At 68.3% G+C, this 25864-nt stretch carries 17 protein-coding genes and 2 tRNA genes; 14 read left to right on the top strand and 5 right to left on the bottom strand.

Annotation, left to right across the window (positions count from 1 at the left end; translation table 11 throughout):
• Positions 1–8 precede the first annotated feature (8 nt).
• Genes IPL89_10865 through IPL89_10855 form a run of 3 tightly spaced genes read right to left on the bottom strand, consistent with a single transcriptional unit; the run spans position 9 to position 4559 of the window.
• On the bottom strand, positions 9–1868 hold the full coding sequence (locus IPL89_10865; protein MBK9063677.1) for a sulfatase: 1860 nt from the start codon (positions 1866–1868) through the stop codon (positions 9–11).
• A gap of 54 nt (positions 1869–1922) precedes the next feature.
• Complete coding sequence (locus IPL89_10860; GenBank protein ID MBK9063676.1) at positions 1923–3509, bottom strand: glycosyltransferase family 39 protein; 1587 nt, start codon at positions 3507–3509, stop codon at positions 1923–1925.
• 24 nt (positions 3510–3533) lie between these two features.
• Complete coding sequence (locus IPL89_10855; protein ID MBK9063675.1) at positions 3534–4559, bottom strand: hypothetical protein; 1026 nt, start codon at positions 4557–4559, stop codon at positions 3534–3536.
• Between the two features lie 110 nt (positions 4560–4669).
• Between IPL89_10855 and uvrA the strand changes: the two genes are divergently transcribed.
• The 7 genes from uvrA (at position 4670) to clpP (ending at position 12947) form a co-directional block, all read left to right on the top strand.
• A complete protein-coding gene (gene uvrA, locus IPL89_10850) occupies positions 4670–7510 on the top strand; it encodes an excinuclease ABC subunit UvrA (protein MBK9063674.1) in 2841 nt (946 codons plus the stop codon).
• Positions 7511–7539: 29 nt separating this feature from the next.
• Positions 7540–8508 carry a hypothetical protein gene (locus IPL89_10845; GenBank protein MBK9063673.1) on the top strand — a complete coding sequence of 323 codons (969 nt, stop codon included), beginning with the start codon at positions 7540–7542 and terminating at the stop codon, positions 8506–8508.
• An 81-nt stretch (positions 8509–8589) separates the two neighbouring features.
• Positions 8590–8665: transfer RNA gene (locus IPL89_10840), tRNA-Lys, on the top strand.
• 84 nt (positions 8666–8749) lie between these two features.
• Entirely contained in the window at positions 8750–10876 is a 2127-nt protein-coding gene (locus IPL89_10835) for a S9 family peptidase (GenBank protein MBK9063672.1), read from the top strand.
• A gap of 24 nt (positions 10877–10900) precedes the next feature.
• Positions 10901–10985 (top strand) — tRNA-Leu (locus IPL89_10830).
• Positions 10986–11016: 31 nt separating this feature from the next.
• Positions 11017–12318, top strand: coding sequence for a trigger factor (tig, locus tag IPL89_10825; protein MBK9063671.1), 1302 nt, complete (start codon positions 11017–11019; stop codon positions 12316–12318).
• Positions 12319–12347: 29 nt separating this feature from the next.
• Positions 12348–12947: an ATP-dependent Clp endopeptidase proteolytic subunit ClpP gene (clpP, locus tag IPL89_10820; GenBank protein ID MBK9063670.1), complete on the top strand. Its 600-nt coding sequence runs from the start codon at positions 12348–12350 to the stop codon at positions 12945–12947.
• A 4-nt stretch (positions 12948–12951) separates the two neighbouring features.
• Here clpP and IPL89_10815 read toward each other — a convergent pair whose 3' ends face one another.
• Positions 12952–14418: a DUF3943 domain-containing protein gene (locus IPL89_10815; protein ID MBK9063669.1), complete on the bottom strand. Its 1467-nt coding sequence runs from the start codon at positions 14416–14418 to the stop codon at positions 12952–12954.
• A 118-nt stretch (positions 14419–14536) separates the two neighbouring features.
• Between IPL89_10815 and clpX the strand changes: the two genes are divergently transcribed.
• From clpX to IPL89_10785, 6 genes are all read left to right on the top strand, one after another.
• Positions 14537–15781 (top strand): ATP-dependent Clp protease ATP-binding subunit ClpX, encoded by a 1245-nt coding sequence (gene clpX, locus IPL89_10810; GenBank protein MBK9063668.1) that lies wholly within the window; start codon positions 14537–14539, stop codon positions 15779–15781.
• 19 nt (positions 15782–15800) lie between these two features.
• Positions 15801–18218, top strand: a complete 2418-nt coding sequence (gene lon / locus IPL89_10805) for an endopeptidase La (GenBank protein ID MBK9063667.1) — start codon at positions 15801–15803, stop codon at positions 18216–18218.
• A 107-nt stretch (positions 18219–18325) separates the two neighbouring features.
• The gene (gene ysxC / locus IPL89_10800; GenBank protein MBK9063666.1) at positions 18326–19012 is read left to right on the top strand and encodes a ribosome biogenesis GTP-binding protein YsxC; all 687 of its coding nucleotides are present in this window, start codon (positions 18326–18328) and stop codon (positions 19010–19012) included.
• A gap of 4 nt (positions 19013–19016) precedes the next feature.
• Positions 19017–20375: a transcription termination factor Rho gene (rho, locus tag IPL89_10795; protein MBK9063665.1), complete on the top strand. Its 1359-nt coding sequence runs from the start codon at positions 19017–19019 to the stop codon at positions 20373–20375.
• Positions 20376–20440: 65 nt separating this feature from the next.
• Positions 20441–22327, top strand: coding sequence for a DUF3604 domain-containing protein (locus IPL89_10790; GenBank protein ID MBK9063664.1), 1887 nt, complete (start codon positions 20441–20443; stop codon positions 22325–22327).
• A 47-nt stretch (positions 22328–22374) separates the two neighbouring features.
• Positions 22375–24063: an amidohydrolase gene (locus IPL89_10785; protein MBK9063663.1), complete on the top strand. Its 1689-nt coding sequence runs from the start codon at positions 22375–22377 to the stop codon at positions 24061–24063.
• 12 nt (positions 24064–24075) lie between these two features.
• Here IPL89_10785 and IPL89_10780 read toward each other — a convergent pair whose 3' ends face one another.
• On the bottom strand, positions 24076–25065 hold the full coding sequence (locus IPL89_10780) for a 50S ribosome-binding GTPase (protein MBK9063662.1): 990 nt from the start codon (positions 25063–25065) through the stop codon (positions 24076–24078).
• A gap of 97 nt (positions 25066–25162) precedes the next feature.
• Here IPL89_10780 and aqpZ point away from each other — a divergent pair, with 97 nt between their 5' ends.
• Positions 25163–25849 (top strand): aquaporin Z, encoded by a 687-nt coding sequence (aqpZ, locus tag IPL89_10775; protein ID MBK9063661.1) that lies wholly within the window; start codon positions 25163–25165, stop codon positions 25847–25849.
• Positions 25850–25864 lie beyond the last annotated feature (15 nt).

The raw sequence follows: 25864 nt of genomic DNA, 5'->3' as shown, positions 1-25864 counted from the left end.
GATTCAGTCTAGCTCCCCACCTTGATCCTGATCCTCCCCGGCGGCGGAAGCGCTTCCGCGGCGGCGGGACCGACCGGCCGCGTGGAGGCGGGCACGACACGATCCGCGCTGACGTAGCCGAGCGAGCGCAGGCGCGCCGTGAGCTCGGGAGGGTAGCTCGCGTTCTCGTGGGGGGTGCGGGGCCCGGGCGCGACGGAGAAGACGACGGTGCCCTCCGGCAGATTCCTCTCGCCGCGCCACAGCAACTCGCTCCAGCTCGACTCGCTCGCCGGAGGCAGGCTCTTTCCGGCGGCCGTCTTGACGTCTCCGCAGCCCGTCACGTGCAGCCAGAGCGCGCGGTCGTCGCCGCCCGGCTGGATCGCGATCCACACCGGCCCTTCCACGCGGCCGAGGTCGACGCTCTCGGTGCCGCCTGCCGTCGTGACGGGGACGTCCGGCGGCGCGCCGAAGAACCGGATCGCGGACTCCGTGGCGGAGCCCATGTCGAGGCGGCACGGGCCGCCACGCGGCTCGGCGCGGATCACGAAGTCGCCGGGGAACGACGACGCGACGTAGCGGGCGGCTTCGCCCAGGAGCTTGCGCGCCCACGGCTCGGTGCAGGCCGTCCCGTTGCGCTCGGCGGGGTCGCGGCCAAGGTCGAAGCACTCCTGCGCGGGCAGACGGTCCAGCCAGTCGCCGGTCTCCCAATGCCGAGCGCGGAAGCCCGGCCGGACGATGACCTTGTGGCTGCCCTCGAGGAGAGCGACGGTGCCGTAGGGCGAGGCCTCGGACACGACGACGCGCCCCGCAGGCCGCGGGCGCCCCAGCGACACGCCCGTCATGCCCGGCGGGATCGCGACGTCGAAGAGGTCGAGGATCGTCGGCGCGACGTCCAGGGTGGAGACCGGCTGCGCGATCCGGCCGCGCAGGTCCTTTCGCCACGGCGCACGCAGCGCGAGCGGGATTCGGATTTGTTCCTCGTAGAGATATGGGATCGTGTGGCCGCGCGCGGGCGCCGAATCGGCGATCCTGAGCGGCCGCTCGCCCAGCTCTTCGCCGTGGTCGGACGTGAAGACGAGCGCGGTCCTGTCCCAGAGCTTGCGGGCTTCGAGCCCCGCGATCAGCTCGCCGAGGCTCTCGTCCACCTCGCGGACGGCGGCGTCGTAACGGGCCGACAGCCAGGAAGCGATCTTCGGATCGCCGTACGTCGCGCGGGCCTCGACAAGCTCGCCGAAGGGCTCGGTCCATCGCGGACCGAGCGGATCGGTGGAGCCGAAGACGGAGCGGGCGCCGCGCTCGGTCGCCTGGAAGTTGTGGACCTGGACCGAGTGGAGGAAGAGGAAGAGAGGGCCAGGCCCCGCCTGGTCGACGTAACGGAGAGCGCCCTGGACCTTCCGGTCGACGCGGTCCGTCGTGAAGTGGTAGCGCGCGAAGCCTCGCGAGAATCCGAAGCCCGCGTCGACGTAGCCGCCCGACTGGATGCCGAGGCAGCGGATGCCGTTCTCCGAGAGAACCTCGGCCAGAAGCGGCACCGTCGCGGGCACCTTCTGCAGCGCCGTGCGCACCCCGTGCGCTGACACCGGTTGCGACGAGAACATGGACGCGTGGGCGGGCAGCGTCCAGCCGGCGCTCGTGATCGCGTGCTCGGCGACGAGGCCCTCGGCCAGGGCGCGGTCGAGATGGGGCGAGGTCGGCCGCTCGTATCCGTAAATCCCGAGGCGGTCGGCCCGCAGCATGTCGACGTCGAAGAGGATGACGATCCGGCTAGGGCCGGAGGCGGCGCCGGGCTCCGGGGCAGGCGCGGACGACCGCGTCCCGACCGCGAGCAGCGCGATCGCGGACAACAGGACCGCTGCGACCGCAAGAGCCGCGACGCGCTTCAGCCGCATACGGCGCCTTGGACGTGGGACTTCACACCCTAGTTTACCGCCGGATGGGCCCCTTCACCGCCACAGAGCGAGCGGAAATTCGTTCGTGTCCGCCGTCACGATTCGCTCCGGCAGCAGGAAGGCGAGCTGGACCCGGCGCTGGAACTCGGCGGACGTCTCCCCGGGCGGGTTCGGGTCGGGCAGGAGGACCGTGTAGCGCCCGACCTGGACCAACGTGCCGGCCGGGCCCCTTCGCGCCGACCAGCGCTCGACGACTCCCGGCAGCTCCGACACGAGCGCCCAGCGCACGCCGCGGTCGGGGAGACGGCTGCCGTAGCCGTGGTAATCCACGAGCGGGTCGGCCGAGACCGCGCGCACGCGCCCGCCCGAGAGGTAGTTGAAGGAATAGACGGACCAGTATTCGCCGACGATGGCGTCGATCCGCTCGGCGTCGAGGAATGCGAGAAGGCGCGCGTCCTCCGCGGCGGCCTCGAGCCGCGCCGCGCGCGCCTGCGACCACGGCATCTCGTAGCCCGCCAGATGCCAGACGACGAGCCCGGATGCGACGAGGACGCCGGCGGGTCGGGCGCGCCGCCAGACGGCCCACGCAAGGGTGCCGGCGGAGATCGCGACGAGCGGCCCGCACAGGACGAAGAACCGGATGGACTCCAGGTGGTACTCGCCGGCCGACGAAACGCTGAAGAAGACGAGCGACAGGAACGCGGCGAGGGCGGGCAGCGCCCACGCGCTCCCGTACTTCCCGCGCAGGCCGTTCGCGACGAACCACACGACCGCGCCGGCGTGGAACGCGACGGCGAGGGCCGCGAGCGGCGGAATCGCGCCGCCCGAGGCGGGGCCGCCGACGAGCTCGACGAAGCCGCCCGTCAGGCCGTAGAAGAAGTTCGCGAAAGCGGCCGCGATGCTGCGCGTCGGGGTGGTGCCGTAGTTGTCACGCAGCGACGCGAACGCGTGCGTCGCGTTGAAGGCGAGCCACGGCAGCGCGCCGAGGACGAACCCCGAGCCCGCCGGGAGCAGGAGGCGCCGGAGCGGGAGGCGGCGGGCTGCGAGCGCGAGCCAGAGCGCTGCCGCCGCCGTGCAGCTCAGCGTCAGGATTGAGCACCACAGGCCGAGGCCGGCGGCCAGGCCGAGCGCGGCCGCCGTGACTGCGCGCGGGCGCTCGGCCCACACGGCCGCGAGAGCGAGAATCGCGACGCCGCACGCGAGGACGGTGGCGTAGCCCGTGGGCAGGCGGGTCGCGCCGAAGAAGCGGGCCGCGGGCACGGCGAAGAAGAGCGTCGCGAGGAGCGCCGCCGGATGCGGCAGGACGCGGCGCGCTATCGCCCACAGGCAGGCGACCGCAAGGAGACCCTCGATCACCGGTGCGAACGTGACCGCGACACGCGTGGGGCCCAGCAGCGCGACGAACGGAGCGTGAAGGTAGCTCTCGACGCAACCGAAGCGCACGTAGGTGTGGAAGACGTGGAAGCGGCCCTGCAGGATGTCGAGCGTGCGCATCCCCGGCAGGAGCGCGTCCGGGTCGGCCGGAAACTTCCCGGTCGGCCAGGCGGCGAGGGCGCGGACGAGGACGGCAGCCGCGAAGACGGCGACGGTCCAGCCGCGGCCCGTCTCGTCAGGGGGATGGGCCGCGGCGGGAGCGCGCATGTCGCGCGCCAGTTTAGGTCGTTCTCAGTAGTAGTACCCGTTGACGTCGAGGATGACGTGTCCGCCGGACACGCCCAGCGCCATGGAGATCCCTCCCGTCGCGCTCAGGGGAACGACCGCGGCGTTCACGATGGTGTCGCCGCCCAGGAAGTTGAGCGTCGAGACGGGCGGGAACGTCCCGCCCTCGGGATAGAGAGCCAGGAATCCGGGCCCCGCGGGGCCCGTGACGGTCGCGTTCAGAGACACGGCCGTCACGCCGGCCGGCAGCCCGCAAACTCCGGCGATCGTGTAGGACCGCACGGTCGCGGCCGGCAGCCAGCCGCCGCCGAGCGGCGCGGGGAAGACGGGCGCGCGCGTGTCGATGAGGCGGCAGGGTGTAATCGGGGTGAACTGGCCCTGAGACGGCGCGTAGTACGCCACGCGCAGCCCGCAGGCCTGGACGGTGCTTCCCAGGCCGGACGGAGCGCCGATGAGCGTGTAGCCCCAGTTCGCGTTGTCTACCGGGTGCGTCAATTCGGAACTGACGATGGAGCCCGCGCCGGGTGAACCTGTCGAGACGACGTAGACCAGGTCCTCCCAAGTGGTTCCGTTATACCTGGTGATCCAACCCCGAGAGTTGAACGTCGCGTCCGTGTCGTTGTAGTAGAGCCGCAGGTACTTGAGAGTGGACCCTTCCGGGAGGTGCAGTTCGGTGTTCATCAGCAGGTCCGATCCTGCGGTGGCGTACACGCAACCCGTGTTCGTGGCGGAAGCCTGGGTCGTGGCGCCCTGGCGGGGCCTCAAGGCGGTTCCGGGAACGTAGAGGTACGAGAAGTAGCCCGGAGGGGTGACCACTGCCGCGGTGGGCGGCGCAACGGCGGCGAGGGTTCGAGGCTCCGACCGGACGTTTTCGTCGGGAGCGGTAGCTTCCGGAGGGGCGATCCGGGCGAGCGGCGTCGGAGCCTGCGTCCCGCCGCTGGAGGAGTCCTGGGGCGGCCCCAACCCGGCGAGCAGGCCGGCGGCGAGGACGAGCGCGGCGGTGGAGGACAGACGGACAGCAAAGGACGACATGAGTCGACCTCCTTTTCAGCCCGTGCCGGCAAGGCTCGAATGCAACGTAGGCCCGCAATCCGGGAGCGGCAAGGCCTCCCGTTTAGACCGGGTCCATAATCCCCGCCCCTATGGACGCGATCGTCATTCGCGGCGCCCGCGAGCACAACCTCAAGAACATCTCCCTCTCCATTCCCCGAAACGCGCTCGTCGTCCTGACGGGCGTGTCGGGCTCCGGGAAGTCGTCGCTCGCGTTCGACACTCTCTTCGCCGAGGGGCAGCGGCGTTACGTCGAGTCCCTTTCGGCGTACGCCCGGCAGTTCCTCGAGCAGATGGAGAAGCCGGACGTCGACTCGATCGAGGGGCTCTCGCCGGCGATCTCGATCGAGCAGAAGACGACGTCGAAGAACCCGCGCTCGACGGTCGGGACGGTCACGGAGATCTACGACTACCTCCGTCTCCTCTATGCGTCGGTCGGCAAGCCCCACTGCCCGTCCTGCGGGCGCGAGATCGCGGCCCAGACGATCCAGCAGATGGTGGACCGCGTGCTCGCGATGCCCGAGGGGACGAAGTTCCTGCTGCTCGCCCCGTTCGTGCGCGGGAAGAAGGGCGAGTACAGGAAGCAGATGGAGGAGATGGTAAAGCAGGGCTTCCTCCGCGCCCGCGTGAACGGGAAGATGGTCGACCTCGAGAGCCCGCCCGAGCTCGACAAGCAGAAGAAGCACACGATCGAGGTCGTCGTGGACCGTCTCGTCGTCAAGCGCGACGACGACACGCGCCGCCGCCTCGCGGACTCGCTGGAGACGGCGACGAAGGTGGGGAAGGGGCTCGTCACGATCGGGTCGCTCGGCGCGAGCGCCGACGCGCCGACGTCGGACGAGACGCTCTCGACGAGCTACGCCTGCCCGGACTGCGGGACGTCGCTCGCGGAGATCACGCCGCGCCTTTTCTCCTTCAACTCGCCGTTCGGCGCGTGCCCGACGTGCAGCGGCCTCGGGTCGGTCCAGAAGGTGGACCCGGACCGGCTCGTGCCCGACGCGTCGCTCTCGATCCGCGACGGCGCGATCGCGCTCTACAAGCCCGGCTCGGCGAACTGGCGCCTCCGGCAGATCGAGCACCTCGCCAAGGTGCTGAAGTTCTCGATCGACGTCCCGTGGTCGAAGCTGCCGAAGGACGTCCGCGAGATCATCTTCCACGGCTCGGGCGACCGCGAGATCAAGTGGAAGTGGAAGTCCGAGAAGGGCGAGTACAACTGGTCCTCGGCGTTCAAGGGCCTCGTCCCGATCCTCGAGGCGAAGTACAAGGAAGTCGAGAGCGAGGACGCGCGGACCGAGATGGAGAACTACATGTCGGCCTCGCCCTGCCCGGACTGCAAGGGGCGGCGGCTGAAGCCGGAGGCGCTCTCGGTGCTCGTGGACGGGCGCTCGATCGACACGCTCACGGCGCTCACGCTGGAGGACGCGCAGGCGTTCTTCACGAAGCTGAAAGCCACGGCGCGCGAGCTGGAGATCGCCGGGAAAATCCTCAAGGAGATCCGCGACCGCCTCGGCTTCCTGAACGACGTCGGGATCGGCTATCTCTCGCTCTCCCGCGCCTCCGCGACGCTCTCGGGCGGCGAGGCGCAGCGCATCCGCCTCGCGACGCAGATCGGCAGCAAGCTCATGGGCGTCCTCTACGTCCTCGACGAGCCGTCGATCGGCCTCCACGCGAAGGACAACCGCAAGCTCATCGACACGCTCGTGGCGATGCGCGACCTCGGCAACACGGTCGTCGTCGTGGAGCACGACGAGGAGACGATCCGGCTCGCGGACCGCGTCGTGGACCTCGGCCCCGGCGCCGGCATCCACGGCGGCGAGATCGTGGGCGAGGGCACCGCGGACGAGCTCGCGTCGTTCCCGCGCTCGCTCACGGGCAAGTACCTGTCGGGCGCGCTCCGGATCGAGGCGCCGAAGATTCGCCGCAAGGGGACGGGCAAGACGCTCGCCGTCGTCGGGGCGACGGAGAACAACCTCAAGGACGTGACCGTGAGGTTCCCGCTCGGCGTCTTCACGGCGGTGACGGGTGTCTCGGGCTCGGGGAAGTCCACGCTCGTGAACGACATCCTCTACCGGGCCGCCGCGCGCCTCTTCCACGAGGCGACGGCGAAGCCGGGCGCGCACCGGAAGCTCGAGGGGCTCGAGCATCTCGACAAGGTCATCGACATCGACCAGTCGCCGATCGGGCGCACGCCGCGCTCGAACCCCGCGACGTACACGAACGTCTTCAACCCGATCCGCGAGCTCATGGCGCAGGTGCCCGAGGCGCGCATGCGCGGCTACGGCCCCGGCCGCTTCTCGTTCAACGTGAAGGGCGGCCGCTGCGAGAACTGCGGCGGCGGCGGCCAGATCGCCATCGAGATGCACTTCCTCCCGGACATCTACGTGACGTGCGACGTCTGCGGCGGCAAGCGCTACAACCGCGAGACGCTCGAGGTCCGCTACAAGGGGCTCAACATCGCCGACGTCCTCGCGCTCACGGCCGAGCAGGCCGGCGAGGTCTTCGCGAACGTCCCGCCGATCAAGACGATCGCCGACACGCTGAACGACGTCGGGCTCGGCTACATCCAGCTCGGCCAGCCCGCGACGACGCTCTCGGGCGGCGAGGCGCAGCGCGTGAAGCTCGCGCGCGAGCTGGCTCGGCGCGCCACCGGGCGGACGCTCTACATCCTCGACGAGCCGACGACGGGTCTCCACTTCGACGACGTGAAGAAGCTCCTGAGCGTCCTCCACGCGCTCGTCGAGCGCGGGAACACGGTCATCGTGATCGAGCACAACCTCGACGTCGTCAAGACGGCCGACTGGGTCGTGGACCTCGGGCCCGAGGGGGGCGCCCGCGGCGGCGACCTCGTGGCCGAGGGGACGCCCGAGCAGGTTGCGAAAAGCGCCCGCTCGGTGACGGGGAAGTACCTGGCTCCGCTTCTTGCGCGGCGCTAACCGCCGTTTCCGCTAGAATTTGCGGTCACGTGATCACCGGGTTCAATACGGACGTGAAACACGCGGAGCGCGTGTACCACGTGCAGACGGAGGATCGCGGCGTCGCGAACCCCGTCGTCGAGTCGCTCGTGTACGTGGGCGGCGAGATCCTGCTGTCCAAAAAGAGCCCCTACAAGGACCTCATCACGGGCGACCGGGTGGACGAGAAGGCGCTGCGGGAGATGATGGATCTGCAGCACCGGCGGGTCATCGAGGCCATCCGCAGGGGACGCCTCGACACCGGGAAAATCGGCGAGGCGCCGTCCGACTGGGCCGACGACACGCTGCCGTCCACCGATCGGGTCTCGCCGGCGGCGCTCGCAGCCGTCCACGCCATCCTCGCGGCGCCGTCCGAACCTCTGCCCGGCAAGGCGCCCTCTCCGGCGCGCGCACCCGGTCAGCCCCCCCCGAAGGTTTCGACGGGCCAGGCCCCGGCGTTTCCTCCGCCCGCTTCTCCGGCTCCCGCTCCGGCTCCTCCCGCTCCGGCGCCTCCGCCGGCGCCGGCGGCCGCGCCACCCACGGTGGCGGCCCCACGCAAGCCCTCGTCCGGCGCGTCGCCCGCGTCCGCATCCGGCGCCGGGACGAAACGCCCGGGGTCCGGGATGCGCTCGCTGGACCAGGTGATCGTCGACTACCTGGCTTCGGAAGCGGCGTCCGAGCACCTCGAGCTCTCGCTCACGTCGGACGCCGAGCTCATGTCGGGCGGGAAGGTGACGCTGACGCTCAAGGCGACGACGTCGCTCACCGAGAAGCCCCTCCCCGGCGTCCACGTGTCGATCCGCGTCGTCTCGACGGTCCGGCCGCCGCAGATCCTGTTCCGGGGCGTGACGGCCGGGGACGGCTGCGTCTCGTCCGTGTGCGCCCTCCCGGACATCGGGACGGGCAACGCCGCCCTGATCATCGCGGCCTCGTCCCCCCTCGGGAACAACGAGATCAAGCAGCTCATAAAGAAGCGATAGAGGGGCCGGGGGAGAGGCTTGGAGCCTTTGACCCGGTTCGTGTATATTTCGCCGCCCTCCTACCGCCAGGGAGGGAAGAACGGGCCGATAGCTCAATTGGCAGAGCAAGAGACTCTTAATCTCTGGGTTGTGGGTTCAAGTCCCTCTCGGCTCACCATCTCGTGACCAGGCCGGCCGTGAAAACGGCCGGCCTTTTTCTTGTGAAAGACCGGAAAAAGAAGAGAAAGAGGGGATTCTTAGAATGGTCAAGAGAGAGATCCTGAGCCGCTGCGCTCGCCCGTCGCGCTCCGTCGCGCCCCGCCGCCCCCTTCACCTTCTAAGAAATCTTCTTCTTTTCTTCTTCTCTCTCTCCCTCCCCGCATTCGCCGCCCGGCCCATGACGATCGAGGACAACCTCACGACCGTGCGCGTCGGCGACCCGCAGCTGTCGCCCGACGGCAGGTGGGTCGCGTTCGTCCGGACGACGACCGACCTCGCCGCCGGCAAGCGCAACGCGGACATCTGGCTCGTGCCCGCCGACGGCTCGACTCCGCCGCGCGCCCTGACGCGCCACGAGAAGGCCGACAGCGCGCCGCGCTTTTCGCCGGACGGCAAGACGCTTGCCTTCGTGTCGACGCGCTTCGGGTCGCCGCAGGTGTGGCTCCTCGACCTCGCGGGCGGCGAGCCGCGCAAGGTGACGGATCTCTCGGCCGGCGCCCAAGACCCGCTCGTCTTCTCGCCGGACGGCAGAAAGCTGGCGTTCGTGTCGGACGTGTACCCGGCCTGCGCGGACGAGGCCTGCAACAAGAAGACGCGCGAGGAATTCGAGAAGGACCCGGTCAAGGTTCACCGGATCACCCGCCTGATGCACCGCCACTGGGACGAGTGGCGCGAGAACGTGCGGCACCACGTGTTCGTCCTCGACGTCGCCTCGGGCGCGCTCACGGACGTCACCCCGGGCGACTTCGACTCGCCGCCAAACCACTACGAGGACGGCGGGATCGCCTTCTCGCCGGACGGCAAGGAGATCGCGTTCGTCTCGAACCGCGACGGCGCCGACAAGGAAGCGTTCACGACGAACAAGGACGTCTGGACGGTGCCCGTGACGGGCGGCGAGGCCGTAAAGCTCACGGCCGGCAACCCGGCCGCCGACTTCGACCCCGTGTACACGCCCGACGGCGCCTCGATCGTCGTCCGCGCCCAGCGCAGGCCGACGTTCGAGGGCGACCGCTGGTACCTCGACGTCTACGACCGGAAGACGAAGACGAAGCGGACGGTGTTCGAAGCACCGGATCTCTCTGTTTCGGAATTCACACTGTCACGCGACGGCAAGACCGTGTACTTCACGGCAGAGAGCGAGGGAAGAGGGGATCTCTTCGAAGTGTCCCTCGCGGGCGGCAAGCCCCGTCTCCTCAAGAAGGGCGGGAACATCGGAAGCGTGAGGGCGAACGCGAGCGGGAAAGCGCTCATCTTCACCGAGGCCTCCCTCACCGCTCCGCCCGAAGTCTTTTCTTACTCACTCGAAGAAAAAGCTTCTTCTTCGTCTTCCTCTTCTCCGAAGGCGCTGACCGACGAGAACCGCTCCTGGCGGAAGGACGTCGCGATGTCGGCGCCCGAAAGCCTGTCGACGACGGGCGCAGGCGGCGCGCGCGTGCAGTACTGGCTCGTGAAGCCGCCGATGTTCGACGCGGCAAAGAAGTATCCGGTCGTCTTTCTCATCCACGGCGGCCCGCAGGGCGCCTGGGAGGACGGCTGGTCGGCGCGCTGGAACCCGACGCTGTGGGCCGCGCAGGGCTGGGTCGTCGTGGCGCCGAACCCGCGCGGCTCGACGGGCTTCGGCCAGAAGTTCGTGGACGAGATCTCGGGCGACTGGGGCGGCAAGGTCATGACGGACCTCGACGCGGTCTTCGACGCGGTCGTGAAGCTGCCGTTCGTCGACGCGACGAGGCAGGGCATCGCGGGCGCGAGCTACGGCGGCTACGCCGTGGACTGGATCCTCGGGCACACGAACCGGTTCAAGGCGGCCGTCACGCACGACGGCGTCTTCAATCTCGAGTCGATGTCGCTCGTGACCGAGGAGCTGTGGTTCTCGGGCTGGGAGTTCGGCGGCGCGCCGTGGAGCGAAGCGGCCCGCAAGCAGTTCGCGAAGTGGTCGCCGCACCTTTACGCCCACAACATCAAGACGCCGACGCTCATCGTCACGAACGAGCTCGACTTCCGCGTTCCCGTCGACCAGGGCCTGCAGATGTTCACGGTCCTGCGCGGCAACGGCGTCCCGGCCGAGGCTCTCGTCTTCCCGGACGAGGGCCACTGGGTCCTCAAGCCCCTGAACAGCAAGCGGTGGCACGAGGCCGTGTTCGGCTGGATGAAGAAATACCTCGAGAAATGAGCTAACGTCCGCCCCTCCGGGCCCGCGGGGGTGGCGGAATTGGCAGACGCGCGGGACTTAGGATCCCGTGGGGCGACCCGTGAGGGTTCAAGTCCCTCCTCCCGCACCAGCTTCCCCGAAAAAAGCGACAAGGACACACGATGCTCACCTCTTTCGTCGACGAATCCCCCACGAAGAAAGTCCTCACCTTCGAGGTCCCCGCCGAGGACGTGAAGGCGGCGACCGAGAAGACGATCAAGGTCTTCGCGAAGCAGGTCCGCCTCCCGGGCTTCCGCCCCGGAAAGGCCCCCGCGCACATCATCCGCCAGCGGTTCGCCGAGGAGATCAAGGGCGAGGTGCTCGAGCGCCTCATCCAGGAGTCCCTCGCGGAGGCCCTTCGCGAGAAGAACCTCATCCCGCTCGGCCAGCCGAAGATCGCGGACCTCAAGTTCGAGTTCGACGCCCCGCTGGCCTTCAAGGCCGACCTCGAGGTGCGCCCCGTGGTGGAGCCGAAGGACTACCGCGGCCTGAAGGTGCCGGAAGGCGCGACGGCCGTGACCGCCGAGGACGTCGACCGCGTGCTCGGGCGCATCCGCGAGGGACACGCGACGTACGACGCCGTCGAGGGTCGCCCCGTGAAGGACGGCGACCACGCGCTCGTCGACATCAAGGGCACGTTCCCCTCCGGCGACGGCGAGGACTTCAACCGCGAGAAAGTGCTCGTCGAGATCGGCGGCGAGGGCACGCTGCCCGAGCTGTCCGCGCACCTGCGAAACGCCGAGGCCGGCGCCACGGTGAGCTTCCAGAAGAGCTTCGCGGCGGACGTCTCCGACTCGGAGTTCGCTGGGAAAACGGTGCTCTACACGGTCCACCTCGTCGCGATCAAGACGCGCGTTCTGCCCGCGCTCGACGACGAGCTTGCCCGTCTCGCGCTCACGCCGCGCGAGGGCGAGGCGCCCGAGGGCGCGTCGCTCGCGATGCTCCGGGAAAAGGTTCAGGAGTCCGTTTCGAGGGAGAAGGAGCAGACCGTCCGCGAGCAGCGGCGCCGGGCCGCGCTGGACGGCCTCCTCGCGCTCAACGAGGTGCCCGCGCCCGAGTCCATGGTGGAGTCCGAGATCGACTCGGCGCTCAAGGAGTACGCCCGCCACATGGCGCGGCAGGGCGTGGACCTCAAGGACGCGCAGATCGACTGGAACGAGCTCCGCAAGGAAGCCCGTCCCTCGGCCGAGCGCCGCGTGAAGGAGTACCTGCTCCTCGACGCGATCGGCGAGAAGGAGAGCCTCGCCGTGACGGACACCGAGCTCGACGCCGAGCTCAAGCGCCGCGCGCAGGCGATGGGGATGTCTTTCACGGAGCTCAAGGCCGCGCTCGTGAAGGCCGACCGCGTCGAGGGCGTGCGCGAGGAGCTGCGGATCGACCGCGTCGTCGACTTCCTCGTCGCCGAGGCCGTCGTCGCGGGCTGAGTAGACTACGGGGCGTTGGAGGCCAACTCATGCTGATTCCGATGGTCATCGAGCAGACGAACCGCGGCGAGCGCGCGTACGACATCTACTCGCGCCTGCTCAAGGACAACGTCATCTTCCTGGGCTCGGCGATCAACGACGACGTCGCGAACCTCGTGATCGCGCAGATGCTTTTCCTCGAGGCGGAAAACCCCGAGAAGGACATCACGCTGTACATCAACTCGCCCGGCGGGTCGGTGTCGGCGGGCCTCGCGATCTACGACACGATGCAGTACGTGAAGTGCGACGTCGCGACCTACTGTCTCGGGCAGGCCGCCTCGATGGGCGCGCTCCTCCTCGCGGGCGGCGCCAAGGGCAAGCGCGCGGCGCTGCCGAACGCGCGCATCCTCATCCACCAGCCGCACGGCGGCGCCGAGGGCCAGGCTTCCGACATCGAGATCCAGGCCCGCGAGATGCTGCGCACGAAACAGCGCCTCAACGAGATCCTCGCCCTGCACACGGGCCAGCCCGTCGAGAAGATCTCGAAGGACACGGACCGCGACAACATCTTCGAGCCGGACGGCGCCAAGGAGTACGGGCTCATCGACCTCGTGATCCGCCGCCGCGAGGAGCTGAAGGTCCCCGCCTAGTCCTTTACCGGAAGATCCACGACGCGAAGGCGCGCCACTGCGTCGCGTCCGTGCGCGTCGTGTCGAATTCGTCGTACGTGGTGAGCCTCCTCTCCCAGCCCCAGGATCCGCCGACGGCGAACGCCCCCGCCACGGGGATCCGCGCCTCCGCGCGGAAGGACTGGAGGGTGTTGCTGCGCGAAATGCCGTTCGAGGTGTGCGTCCAGAGGACCGCATACGCGAGCGTCGCGAGGTCGAGCTCGCGGCGCCGCACGCGCAGCGCCGCCGACGCGCCGGCTCCCGGCCCGTAGTCGAAGGCACGGCCGACGATTCCGCTCGACTCCGCGAGGTAGTCGTTTTTCACCGCGGCGAGCGGCGCGACGACGGCGAGGGCTTCCGTGCGCAGCTCGGCCTTCGCTCCCAGCGGGCGTTTCGAGAGGAGTCCGAACCGGAACAGCTGCGCGCTGAAGACGCGCGTGTCGGTGTTCGTGTAGTCGAACTCCATGAGGACCGCGAGGAGGTGGCGCGCCGGGCCCGACCCGTCCAGGTCCCGTCCCGCGAGGAGGCCCTGAATGTCGAGGCGGGTGAGCCACGACGGGTTCGGCGAGGACGCCTCCAGGCGGAGCTCGAAGGCGTCGAACGGTCGGGAGACGGTGCGGTCGAACGGGTCACCGTACCTCGCGAGTATCGAGACGACGGTCTGGTCCGCGTCCGGAGCCCGGTCCGGGACGACGTGGCGCCAGCCCCCGTCGATCTCGGCGACGAAGCGCGACGGCCGGAGGTACGGGCCGCGCTCCGGCCGCACGGCCCAGAGGTCTCCCGTGAGGAGGCGCGTGAACAGCTGCACGGGGTCGACCAGGCCCGCGAGCGCTTCCCGGCCGATCCGCTCGCCCCCGCGAGCCCGGTCGTCGAGGAGTGCCTGGGCGAGGCGGTGGGAGGCCTCGCCCGTGACCATTCCGCCGAGCGTCGTGTTCACGAGGTCGTTGAGGGAAGGCCCCTGGGTCTCGGCGGCGATCTCCCAGAGGGCGCTGCCGGCGAACGTGAAGAGCGCCGACTCGTAGAACGTGAAGCCGTTCGAACGCGCCGCGTTGTAATAGAAGCTGCCGCCGAAGGAGTGGCCGAGCTGGTTCGTCGTGAACTTGTCGTTGTCGTAGGCGAATCCCACCCGGACGTTGTCCTGCACGGACTGCCAGGAGATCCGAGCGTAGGGCTGGTCGGCGACGTACCTGTTGTAGCCCCAGGTGATCGCTTCGACGGCGAGGAGTTCGCCTGCCGCCAACCAGAAGCGCTTCTCCTTTTTGTCCGCGACCGCATCCGCGGTTCCGCCCGCGGGCTTCGACTCGGCGGGGGCCGCGGACTCCGGGAACAGCCGGAACCGGGCGGGGGCGGGGGCGTCCTCGCCGTGGGCGCCGGGCGCCGCGAGCGTGGCCGCCAGGAGCGCGGCCGCCGAGGCGCGTCGGGCCGTCTGCATCATCTCGACGGAGCGGATCATAGGGTAGGCTCCGCGGCCCCGGGGGCGGCGGGAATGCCCGGACCCCGGAGTTTGTTCCGTAAGAACCCGAGGCGGTAAGATGCCTCCTCAGGACCTTCCAGGGGGGGCCGGGGTAGCGATGACGAAGAAAACGGGCACGGGCGACGTCCTGCGCTGCAGCTTCTGCAACAAGTCCCAGCGCGACGTGAAGAAGCTCATCGCGGGGCCGACGGTCTACATCTGCGACGAGTGTGTCGACATCTGTCTCGACATCATCGCGGAAGACCGGGTCCTCGACCAGGCCAAGCCCGAGACGAAGCTCCCGAAGCCGCGCGAGGTCAAGGAGTTCCTCGACGAGTACGTCGTCGGGCAGGAGACGGCCAAGCGCAAGCTCGCGGTCGCCGTCTACAACCACTACAAGCGGATCGACTACTTCGAGAAGAACCGCAAGCTCGACGTCGAGCTCCAGAAGTCGAACATCCTGCTGATCGGGCCCACCGGGACGGGAAAGACCCTTCTCGCGCAGACCCTGGCCAAGATGCTCTCGGTCCCGTTCACGATCGCGGACGCGACGACGCTCACCGAGGCCGGCTACGTCGGCGAGGACGTCGAGAACATCATCCTCAAGCTCTACCAGGCCGCGGGGCAGGACAAGGAAAAGACCGAGCGCGGGATCGTCTACATCGACGAGATCGACAAGATCGCGCGCAAGGGCGAGAACCCCTCCATCACGCGCGACGTCTCGGGCGAGGGCGTGCAGCAGGCGCTCCTGAAGATCCTCGAGGGCACGATCACGAACGTGCCCCCGCAGGGCGGCCGCAAGCACCCGCACCAGGAGTTCATCCAGATCGACACGACGAACATCCTCTTCATCTGCGGAGGCGCGTTCGTCGGGCTCGAGGACATCATCGGCCGCCGCCTGACCGAGAAGTCCATGGGGTTCGGCGCGAAGATCGTCTCCAAGAAGGAGAAGCGCGCCGGCGACACGCTCGAGAAAGTCCATCCCGAGGACATGATCAAGTTCGGGATGATTCCCGAGTTCATCGGCCGCGTGCCCGTCGTCGCGACGCTGCACGACCTCGACCGCGACGCCCTCGTCGCGATCCTCAAGGAGCCGAAGAACTCCCTCATCAAGCAGTACCAGGCGCTCCTCGACTTCGAGAACGTGGCCCTGAGGTTCACGGACGACGCGCTCGAGTCGATCTCGGACGAGGCGATCGTGCGCAACGTCGGCGCGCGCGGGCTCAAGATCATCCTCGAGGAGATCATGCTGGACGTCATGTACCGCGTCCCCTCCGAGGAGGAGATCGAGGAATGCGTCATCACGAAGGACGCCGTCCTGCGCCGCGCCGCGCCGATTCTCTCGCTCCGGAAGGCCGGCTGAAATTGGGTTCGGTGTCCCGATGACTGAGCCGACCTCCCTCGAGCCCGCCGCGACCGCCCCGCGCACGCTCCCGCTCGTGCCGCTCCGCGACATGGTGGTGTTTCCGCGGATGATGGCGCCGTTCGTCGTCGGCCGCGCCTCGTCGATCGCCGCCCTCGAGGCCGCGCTCGCGACACCCGAGAAGAAGATCTTCCTCGCGGCTCAGAAGGACCCGAAGATCGACGAGCCCGCCGCGGGCGACATCCACGAGACCGGCGTCATCGCGTCGGTCGTCCAGTCGCTCAAGCTCCCGAACGGCCACATCAAGGTCATGGTCGAGGGCGTCGTGCGCGGAACGATCCGGTCGTTCTCGCCGGGCGTCGGCCACCTCGGGGTCACGGTCGAGCCCCTCGTTCCCCGCGCGCTCGGCGCCGCGGCCGGCGACGTCGGCCCGTACCTCTCGAAGGTGCTGGCCGTGTTCGAGCAGTACGCGAAGCTCTCGCACCACCTCGCGTTCGAGGGTCTCCTCTCGTCCCTCAAGATGGACGACGCCGACGCGTTCTGCGACATGCTCGCCGGGCACCTGCCGTCGTCCATCCCGACGCCAGAGAAGCAGGCGCTCCTCGAGACGGTCAACCCGCTCGAGCGCCTCCAGAAGCTCCAGGACCTGCTCGAGATCGAGATCGAGAAGATCAACATCGATCGCCGGATCAACAACAAGGTCAAGAAGCAGATGGAGCGGGCCCAGAAGGAGTACTACCTCAACGAGAAGATCAAGGCGATCCACCTGGAGCTCGGCAAGAAGGACGACAAGTCCGACGAGATCGAGGAGCTCCGCGGCAAGATCGAGAAGGCGGGGATGCCGAAGGAGACGAAGGAGAAGGCGCTCGCCGAGCTCAAGCGTCTCGAGGCGATGCCGAACGTCTCCGCCGAGGCCACCGTCTCGCGCAACTACATCGACTGGCTCGTGACGGTGCCCTGGAAGAAGGCGACGCGCGAGGCGAAGGACATCAAGCGCGCCGAGAAGATCCTGAACGAGGACCACTACGGCCTCGAGAAGGTCAAGGAGCGCATCCTCGAGTTCCTGGCCGTCCGGCAGCTCGTCACGGAGACGAAGGGCTCGATCCTGTGCTTCGCGGGCCCTCCCGGCGTCGGCAAGACGTCGCTCGCGAAGAGCATCGCGAAGTCGCTGAACCGCAAGTTCGTCCGCCTCTCGCTCGGGGGCGTGCGCGACGAGGCCGAGATCCGCGGGCACCGGCGGACGTACATCGGCGCGTTCCCGGGCCAGATCATCCAGCTCATGAAGAAGGCGGGGACCGTGAACCCCGTGTTCCTGCTCGACGAGGTCGACAAGATGTCGATGGACTTCCGGGGCGACCCGTCGTCGGCGCTCCTCGAGGTCCTCGACCCCGAGCAGAACCACTCCTTCGTGGACCACTACCTCGACGCGGAGTACGACCTCTCTAAGGTCATGTTCATCGCGACCGCGAACGTGATCCACCCGATCCCGCCGGCCCTCAAGGACCGGATGGAGATCATCGTCCTCTCCGGCTACACGCCGAACGAGAAGGTCGCCATCGCGAAGCAGTTCCTCGTCAAGAAGCAGGTCAAGGAAAACGGCCTCACGCCCGATCAGGCGGTGTTCGAGGACGGCGCCCTCTATGGGCTCATCGAGAAGTACACGCGCGAGGCCGGCGTCCGCAGCCTCGAGCGCGAGATCGCCTCGGTCTGCCGGAAGATCGCGCGCAAGATCGTCGGCAAGGACGTCGAGACGCCCGTGACGGTCACGGCCGACAACCTCGCCGGGTTCCTCGGCAAGGCGAAGTACCGGCTGAGCAAGAAGGGCGAGAAGGCCGAGATCGGGCTCACGACGGGCCTCGCGTGGACCGAGACGGGCGGCGACGTCCTCCACATCGAGACGACGCTCATGCGCGGCAAGGGCAACCTCGTCCTGACGGGCCAGCTCGGGGACGTGATGCAGGAGTCCGCGCGCGCGGCGCTCTCCTACGTGCGCACGCGGGCCGAGCTCTACGGCGCCGAGCCCGACTTCTACGAGAAGAAGGACATCCACATCCACATTCCCGAGGGCGCGATCCCGAAGGACGGCCCCTCGGCGGGCATCACGATGGCGACGTCCATCCTCTCGGCCGTCACGCGGATCCCGGTCCGCAAGGACATCGCGATGACGGGCGAGATCACGCTCCGGGGAAAGGTTCTGCCCGTGGGCGGCATCAAGGAGAAGCTCCTCGCGGCCTACCGCGCGGGGATCACGACGATCGTCCTCCCGAAGGAGAACGACAAGGATCTCGACGACCTGCCGGAAGAGATCCGGAACGTCATGGAGTTCCACCTCGTCGAGGACGTGGACGAGGTCGTGCGGCTCACTCTCGAGGGCGCGCCCTCGCCGATGGTGCCGAAGGACCTGGCGGCCGAAGCCGGGACCACGACTCCTCAGTAAGGCCAGCCCGCCCTCTCTGATAAGCTCCGTTCCGGGACGGGCTCCCGTCCCTCTTCACCTTCTAAGAAATCTTTTCTTTCCCCTCCCCGGGGAATTCGACTCATCCAATGAAGACGACTTTGTCCTCCGCGAGGTCGCGCGCCGGCTCACGGCCCGGCGGCGCCAAGGGTGTGCTCGCCTCCGGCGCGGAAGTCCGCCTCGCCCTGGCCGGCCACCGTCCGGGCGAGTGCCCGAAAAATGCCCTTCCGGCGCTCGCGGTCCTCGGCCGCTCGAACGTGGGGAAGTCGAGCCTCCTGAACGCGCTTCTCGGCGTGAAGGTCGCGCGCGTGTCCCAGACCCCGGGCCGCACGCAGGCCCTCTACTGGTACCGCGTCGGCGACCGCTTCGACGTCGTGGACTGCCCGGGATACGGCTATGCGAAGACGGGAAAGGAAAAGAGAATTTCCTTTGAAGGGTTGATAGAGACTCTGCTCGTCGGCTCGCCCGAGGAGGCCGATGCGACGCCCGCCGGCGCCACCGCCGCGCTCCTCCTCGTCGACAGCCGCATAGAACCGCAGGAGAGGGACCTCTCCATGTCCCTCTTTCTAAGAGAATCTTCGGTCCCCACTTTCGTCGCTGCGACGAAATGGGATGCCGTGAAGCCGTCGCAGCGCGTACGCCAGTTGCGCGTGCTCTCGGCCGCCTTCGCCGCCCCGGATCGCCCCCTCCTGCCCGTCTCGGCCGAGACCGGCGAAAACCTGCCCGAGCTCGCGCGCCTCCTGCGCGCGGCGCTCGCACCCGCCCCGAAGGAGTAACCCCATGCCCCGACGCAAGGTCCCCGGCGCCGACTACGCCGTCCGCGACATCGATCCCCGCGACCTTCCCGCCGACGTGGAAGAGCAGCCGGCCCCGGCCGCCCCCGCCGAGCCGATGCTCGACATCCGCACGCTCCACAACCAGACGATGCCGCAGCTCCTCAAGATCGCGCAGGAGCTCGAGGTCGAGGGCGCGCCCGCGCTGCGCAAGCAGGAGCTGATCTTCAAGATCCTCCAGACGCAGACGGAACGCCTGGGTCTCATCTTCTCGGAGGGCGTCCTCGAGGTGCTGCCGGACGGCTTCGGCTTCCTGCGCGCCCCCGAGTACAACTACCTCGCCGGCCCGGACGACATCTACGTCTCGCCGTCGCAGATCCGCAAGTTCGGGCTGCGCACGGGCGACACGATCTCCGGCCAGATCCGCCCGCCGAAGGAAGGGGAGCGCTACTTCGCTCTCATCAAGGTCGAGGCGGTCAACTTCGAGCACCCGGACGTCGCGCGCGAAAAGATCCTCTTCGACAACCTGACGCCGCTCTACCCGCAGGAGCGGATCCGCCTCGAGACTCCGAACATGTCCTCGCGCGTCCTCGACCTCATCGCGCCCGTCGGCAAGGGTCAGCGCGGCCTCATCGTCGCGCCCCCGCGCACGGGCAAGACGATGCTCCTGCAGGCGCTCGCGAACTCCATCACGACGAACCACCCCGAGGTCACGCTCATCGTCCTCCTGATCGACGAGCGGCCCGAGGAAGTCACGGACATGCAGCGCTCGGTGAAGGGCGAGGTCATCTCCTCGACCTTCGACGAGCCCGCGACGCGCCACGTGCAGGTCGCCGAGATGGTCATCGAGAAGGCGAAGCGCCTCGTCGAGCACAAGCGCGACGTCGTGATCCTCCTCGACTCGATCACGCGCCTCGCGCGCGCCTACAACACGACGTGCCCGCCGTCGGGCAAGGTCCTGTCGGGCGGCGTGGACGCGAACGCGCTCCAGAAGCCGAAGCGGTTCTTCGGCGCGGCGCGCAACATCGAGGAGGGCGGCTCGCTGACGATCATCGCGACGGCCCTCATCGACACGGGCTCGCGCATGGACGACGTCATCTTCGAGGAGTTCAAGGGGACCGGCAACATGGAGGTCCACCTCGACCGCAAGCTCGTCGACCGCCGCGTCTTCCCGGCCATCGACCTCAACAAGTCGGGCACGCGCAAGGAAGAGCTGCTCCTCGAGAAGCAGGAGCTCAACCGCGTGTGGATCCTCCGCAAGGTCTTGAACCCGCTCTCGACGGTGGAGGCGATGGAGCTCCTCATCGAGCGTTTGGACAAGACGAAGAACAACGCGGAGTTCCTGGGTTCGATGTCCGCCGGCTGATCGCGTCCGGGCTCCTCCTGGGTTAGGCTAAGACTGGATCTCAGCCTGAACCGAGAGGAGCCCTCATGACACTCGCTTCCCCAGGGACCAGGGCCACGCTGGGCGTCGTCACTCTTGCACTGGCTCTCGCCGCTTGCTCGAAGTCGCGGCCGCCGGCCGCCACCTCGGCCGCTCCAACTGCGCCGTCCGCGCCCGCGGCCTCCCTGCCGGCGCCGAACCCCGACAACAACGCCTACTTCGGCGACGTCCATGTCCACACCGGGTGGTCGTTCGACGCGCTGACCAACGGCTCCAAGACGACACCGACGGACGCCTACGCCTGGGCGCAGGGCAGGCCGATCACCGGGAGCGGCGGGCCGGACATGCAGCTCAAGGTCCCGCTGGACTTCTACATGGTGGCCGACCATGCCGAGTACATGGGCGTCTTCAACCAGATGTCGAACCCCGACAGCCCGATCAGCAAGACGGAGATCGCCAAGGGCGTGAACTCGCCGGACGCGAACGTGCGGCTGCAAACGTTCGCCGGCATCCTGCGCGACATGAGCGAGGGTAAGCGCGACCCGCAGCTGAGCGATCCGGCGCTCGCGCGCTCCGTCTGGGCGGAGATCATCAAGGCGGCGGAAGCGAATTACGTCCCTGGCAAGTTCACGACGTTCGCCGGGTTCGAATGGACGTCGAACCCGCAGAAGCGCAACCTGCACCGCGTCGTGGTCTTCCGCGACACGAAGCACCTGCCGGACATGGTGCTCTCGGCGCTTGATTCCGACGACCCCGAGGTCCTGTGGAAGTGGATGGAGGACCAGCGCGCCAAGGGCTCGACGCTTTTCGCCATCCCGCACAACGCCAATGCGAGCGACGGCCTCATGTTCGACATGGTGAAGCGCGACGGCAAGCCGATTGACGCGGCCTACAACAAAACCCGCGCCGCCAACGAACCGCTGTACGAAATCACCCAGATCAAGGGCACGTCGGAGACCCACCCCGACCTGTCGCCGAAAGACGAATTCGCCGGCTTCGAGCAGTGGGACTACACGCTGTCGGCGGACTTCGAGCGGCCGACTCATCGCAAGGGCAGTTTCGTGCGCCAGGCGCTGCTCGACGGGATGAGCCAGGCCGCACGCGGTGCGGGCGATCCCTTCAAATACGGCTTCATCGGCGACACCGACACGCACAACGCGGCGGCCAGCCACGAGGAATACAACTTCACCGGCAAGTTCGCGTTCGAGAACAACGCGAAGGAGCGTCTGACCGGAATCCCGGGTGCGCCGGCAGGTCAGATCCAGCAGATCCAGGAGTTCAGCTCGGCCGGTCTGGCCGGGGTCTGGGCCCCGCAGAACACGCGCGAGGCGATCTGGGATGCGATGCAGCGCAAGGAGACCTTCGGGACGACGGGCCCGATGATGAAGGTGCGCTTCTTCGGCGGCTTCGACTATGCCCCCGACGACGTGAAGAAGGCGGACTTCGTCAAGCTGGCCTACGCCAAGGGCGTCCCGATGGGCGGAGACCTGAAGAAGGGCGCCGGCAAGGCGCCGACGTTCCTGGTCGTGGCGCTCAAGGACCCCAAGAGCGGCAATCTCGACCGTGTCCAGATCGTGAAGGGCTGGCTCGACGCGGCCGGCAAGCAGCGCGAGAAGGTCTACGACGTCGCGTGGTCCGGCGACCGGAAGATCGGCGCGAACGGCAAGCTGCCTCTGGTCGGCAACACGGTGGACGTGAAAACCGCGACGTACACGAACAGCATCGGCGCCCCGCAGCTTGCGACGGGCTGGACCGATCCCGATTTCAAGGCTTCCGAGCGCGCCTTCTACTACGCCCGTGTCCTCGAGATCCCGACCCCGCGCTGGAACACGTATGACGCGGCGCGCCTCAACATGCCCCCCTTGACGAAGGTGCCGGCGACCATCCAGGAACGTGCCTGGAGTTCGCCGATCTGGTACACGCCGGGCAACTGAACGCTCGAGGAGGTCACATGAAACCGACGTTTCCGGTCGGGGCGCTGATGGTCTGCGCTCTCGTGTTTTCCGTCGGCTGCGCGCCATCCGGCCCGCTTCCCGAGAAGACCGCCGACGCGATCTACACCGGCGGCGAGATCGTCACCGTCAACGACAAGATGCCCACGGCCGAGGCCGTCGCCGTCAAGGACGGAAAGATCCTCGCGGTTGGGAGCAAGGCCGACGTCGAGAAGGCTCACAAGGGCGCCGCGACGAAGGTCGTCGACCTCGGCGGCAAGACGCTGATGCCGAGCTTCATCGACGCGCACTCGCACTACATCAACTCGCTGCTCGTTGCGAACCAGTGCAAGCTCTATGCGCCGCCGGCTGGCCCCGGCAAGGACGTCCCGAGCATCGTCGCCGAGCTCAGGAAGTTCGCGGTAGACCGCAAGATCGCGAAGGGCGAAATGGTCATGGCCTACGGCTACGACGACACCGTCATGCCGGATGGCCGACTCCTGAACCGGGACGACCTCGATGCCGCGTTCCCGGATAACCCGGTGCGGATCGACCACGTGTCGATGCACGGGGCCGTGATGAACACCCTCGCGCTGAAGAAGTACGGGATCGGCGAAGCGACGAAGACGCCTCCGGGCGGTGTCATCGTGAGGAAGCCCGGCACTCAGGAGCCCTGGGGCCTGATCATGGAGACCGCGTTCCTCCCGGTCATGGAGAAGGCGGAGGCCATGACGCCGGCGCAGGAAATCGAGTGGACGAAGGCGGGGCAGATGCTCTACGCCGAGGCCGGCGTGACGACCGCCCATGAAGGGGCGAGCCATCTCCCGCAGATCCAGACGATGAAGCGTGCCACGGCGGCCGGTGCGAACGTCATCGACGTCGTCGCGTACCCTTTCATCACCGACGTCGACAACGTCCTCAAGGAATTCCCGCTCGCAAGCTGGGGAACCTACGAGAAGCGCTTCAAGATCGGCGGCGTCAAGATCACGATGGACGGCTCGCCCCAGGGGCGTACCGCCGCTTTCACGACGCCCTACCTCACCGGGGGACCCGGTGGCGAGAAGAACTGGAAGGGCGAGCTGACGTTCCCGCAGGACACGGCCAACGCGATGGTCAAGAAGGTCTACGACATGGGCGTGCCGCTGAACCTGCACTGCAACGGCGACGCGTCAATCGACGGCTTCCTGAAGGCCTACGAGTTCGCGCGGGCGGGCGACTTTTCGAAGCCCTGGAACGTCACGACGATCCACACGCAGTTCCTGCGCAAGGACCAGATCCCGAAGTTCGTCGCGTACAAGGTCCGCCCCTCGTTCTACACGCTCCACACGTACTATTTCGCCGAGGCCCACATCGCGAATCGCGGGAAGGACCAGGCGGCGTACATCAGCCCGATGCGCGACGCCATCGACGCCGGGCTGCGCCCAACGAACCACACGGATTTCGTCGTCGCTCCTCTCGACCAGATGTTCATGCTCTGGACGGCCGTGAACCGCGTCTCGCGCGCCGGCGCCGAGATCGGGCCCGATCAGCGCGTCACGCCGATGGAGGGCCTGAAGGCGATGACGATCTGGGCGGCGGAGCAGTACGGCGAGGAGAAGACGAAGGGCTCGCTCGAGGCCGGCAAGCTCGCCGACCTCGTCGTCCTCGACCGGAATCCGCTCAAGGTCGACCGGATGGCAATCAAGGACGTCAAGGTCCTCGAGACGATCAAGGAAGGGAAGACGATTTACCGGAGGTGACCCGGCCCGCCCTCAGGCGTGCAGCTCCACCACGTCCTTGTCCGCGAGGACGTGGTGGCGGTCCACCTGCTGGCCGTCGAACTTCGCGTGCCCCCAGATGCGCGCGAACTTCATCCGCTCGGCGATCTCCTTGTGGACGTGGACGGCGAGGTCGTGGATCGTCGCGCCCGCCGGGAGCACGAACGGGCTCTCGAGGTTCGGCTTCTTCCCGGGCTCCTTCGGGTAGATGCGGATCTTCCCGAGAGTCTGGAAGAGGACCGCGCGCAGCGGCTCGAGGCCGGCGCCCGTCGCCGCCGACACGGGGAAGAACGGCAGGTCCGCGCCGATCGCCTCCTTCGCGAGCCTCGCGAACGTGCCGTCGTCGTCCTCGCTCTTGTTTCCGAGGACGAGGACGGGCCTCGAGGCGAGGAACGACGGAGCGTCGGCCGGCCGCGCCCGAGTCGCGGGCCACACGCGCGCCCGGGCGAGGAGGTCGTGGAGCAGAGCGGCGGAACCGCCGTCGTCGGCCGTGACGTCCACGACGAGGAGGACGCCGTCGGCGTCGTGCGCGAGATTCGGGAGCCACGGCTCGGTGTGCCCCTCGGCCACGGCCGGGGTGTCTACGAGCTGCACCTTCACGTCCTCGAACTCCATCATCCCGGGCAGCGGCGCGCGCGTGGTGAAGGGGTACTCGCCGATCTCGGGGTGCGCGTGCGTGAGGGCCGCGAGGAGCGACGACTTGCCCGCGTTCGGCGCCCCGAGGAGCACCCACTGGCCGGCCCCCTCGCGCTTGACGTGCCCGATTTCGGCGCGGTGCCCGTGGCCGCCGTGCGCGGGCCGATCGGCCTCGTCCTCGAGCTTGGAAACCTGCTTGCGCAGGTGGGCGAGCATCTTTTCCGTGCCCTTGTGCTTCGGGAGGAGGGCGATCATCTCGCGCAGAGCCGCGAGCTTCTCCGCGTGGTCCGTCGCGCGCTTGAATCTCTCTTCGGCGTCGTGGTACTGGGGTGTGAGATTGGCCGTCATGCCCGGAATTATGTAGAGTCCGGCACACGATCACACTTCGTCCGAATCCGGGCATCCGCTCCAGCGATGCACCGATTCCAACAGGAGGCTGAGTCTCATGGTCAAGAAGGTCGCTGCGGAGTGTCTCGGTACGTTCTGGCTCGTCCTCGGAGGCTGCGGCAGCGCGGTCCTCGCCGGGGCGTTTCCCCAGTTTGGGATCGGCTTCCTGGGAATCTCGCTCGCGTTCGGCCTCACGGTCCTCACGATGGCGTATGCCGTCGGGCCGATTTCGGGCGGCCACTTCAACCCGGCGGTGTCGGTCGGGCTCTGGTCGGCGGGCCGTTTTCCAGCCGGTGACCTTCTGAAGTACGTGGTCGCGCAGGTCGCGGGCGCGATCGCAGCGGCCGCGGTGCTCTGGGTCATCGCGAGCGGCAAACCGGGCTTCGAGGCCGGCCGCTTCGGATCGAACGGCTACGGCGCACATTCGCCGGGCGGCTACGGGCTGATGGCTTGCCTCGTCGCCGAGGTCGTCTTCACGTTCATGTTCCTCCTGATCATCCTCGGCGCGACGGACAAGCGGGCGCCCGCCGGCTTCGCGCCGATCGCGATCGGCCTCGGCCTTACACTCATCCATCTCGTGTGCATTCCCGTCACGGGCACGTCCGTGAACCCGGCCCGCAGCACGGGTCCCGCGCTCTTCGTCGGTGGGTGGGCCGTCGAGCAGCTCTGGCTCTTCTGGGTCGCCCCGCTCGCCGGCGCCGTTCTCGCGGGCTACGCCTGGCGCGCTCTCGCGGACGAGGCCTGAGCGCGACCTTTCGAC

Source organism: Acidobacteriota bacterium (genome assembly GCA_016716715.1).
Lineage (GTDB): Bacteria > Acidobacteriota > Thermoanaerobaculia > UBA5066 > UBA5066 > Fen-183.
Note: the sequence above shows the minus strand (reverse complement) of the source record. Positions and strands in the feature narration are given on the sequence as shown.

Excerpts from the sequence above, each read along its gene's own strand:
- IPL89_10865 (MBK9063677.1), bottom strand. The coding sequence starts at position 1,868 with ATGCGGCTGAAGCGCGTCGCGGCTCTTGCGGTCGCAGCGGTCCTGTTG.
- IPL89_10860 (MBK9063676.1), bottom strand. The coding sequence starts at position 3,509 with ATGCGCGCTCCCGCCGCGGCCCATCCCCCTGACGAGACGGGCCGCGGC.
- IPL89_10855 (MBK9063675.1), bottom strand. The coding sequence starts at position 4,559 with ATGTCGTCCTTTGCTGTCCGTCTGTCCTCCACCGCCGCGCTCGTCCTC.
- uvrA (MBK9063674.1), top strand. The coding sequence starts at position 4,670 with ATGGACGCGATCGTCATTCGCGGCGCCCGCGAGCACAACCTCAAGAAC.
- IPL89_10835 (MBK9063672.1), top strand. The coding sequence starts at position 8,750 with ATGGTCAAGAGAGAGATCCTGAGCCGCTGCGCTCGCCCGTCGCGCTCC.
- tig (MBK9063671.1), top strand. The coding sequence starts at position 11,017 with ATGCTCACCTCTTTCGTCGACGAATCCCCCACGAAGAAAGTCCTCACC.
- clpP (MBK9063670.1), top strand. The coding sequence starts at position 12,348 with ATGCTGATTCCGATGGTCATCGAGCAGACGAACCGCGGCGAGCGCGCG.
- IPL89_10815 (MBK9063669.1), bottom strand. The coding sequence starts at position 14,418 with ATGATCCGCTCCGTCGAGATGATGCAGACGGCCCGACGCGCCTCGGCG.
- clpX (MBK9063668.1), top strand. The coding sequence starts at position 14,537 with ATGACGAAGAAAACGGGCACGGGCGACGTCCTGCGCTGCAGCTTCTGC.
- lon (MBK9063667.1), top strand. The coding sequence starts at position 15,801 with ATGACTGAGCCGACCTCCCTCGAGCCCGCCGCGACCGCCCCGCGCACG.
- ysxC (MBK9063666.1), top strand. The coding sequence starts at position 18,326 with ATGAAGACGACTTTGTCCTCCGCGAGGTCGCGCGCCGGCTCACGGCCC.
- rho (MBK9063665.1), top strand. The coding sequence starts at position 19,017 with ATGCCCCGACGCAAGGTCCCCGGCGCCGACTACGCCGTCCGCGACATC.
- IPL89_10790 (MBK9063664.1), top strand. The coding sequence starts at position 20,441 with ATGACACTCGCTTCCCCAGGGACCAGGGCCACGCTGGGCGTCGTCACT.
- IPL89_10785 (MBK9063663.1), top strand. The coding sequence starts at position 22,375 with ATGGTCTGCGCTCTCGTGTTTTCCGTCGGCTGCGCGCCATCCGGCCCG.
- IPL89_10780 (MBK9063662.1), bottom strand. The coding sequence starts at position 25,065 with ATGACGGCCAATCTCACACCCCAGTACCACGACGCCGAAGAGAGATTC.
- aqpZ (MBK9063661.1), top strand. The coding sequence starts at position 25,163 with ATGGTCAAGAAGGTCGCTGCGGAGTGTCTCGGTACGTTCTGGCTCGTC.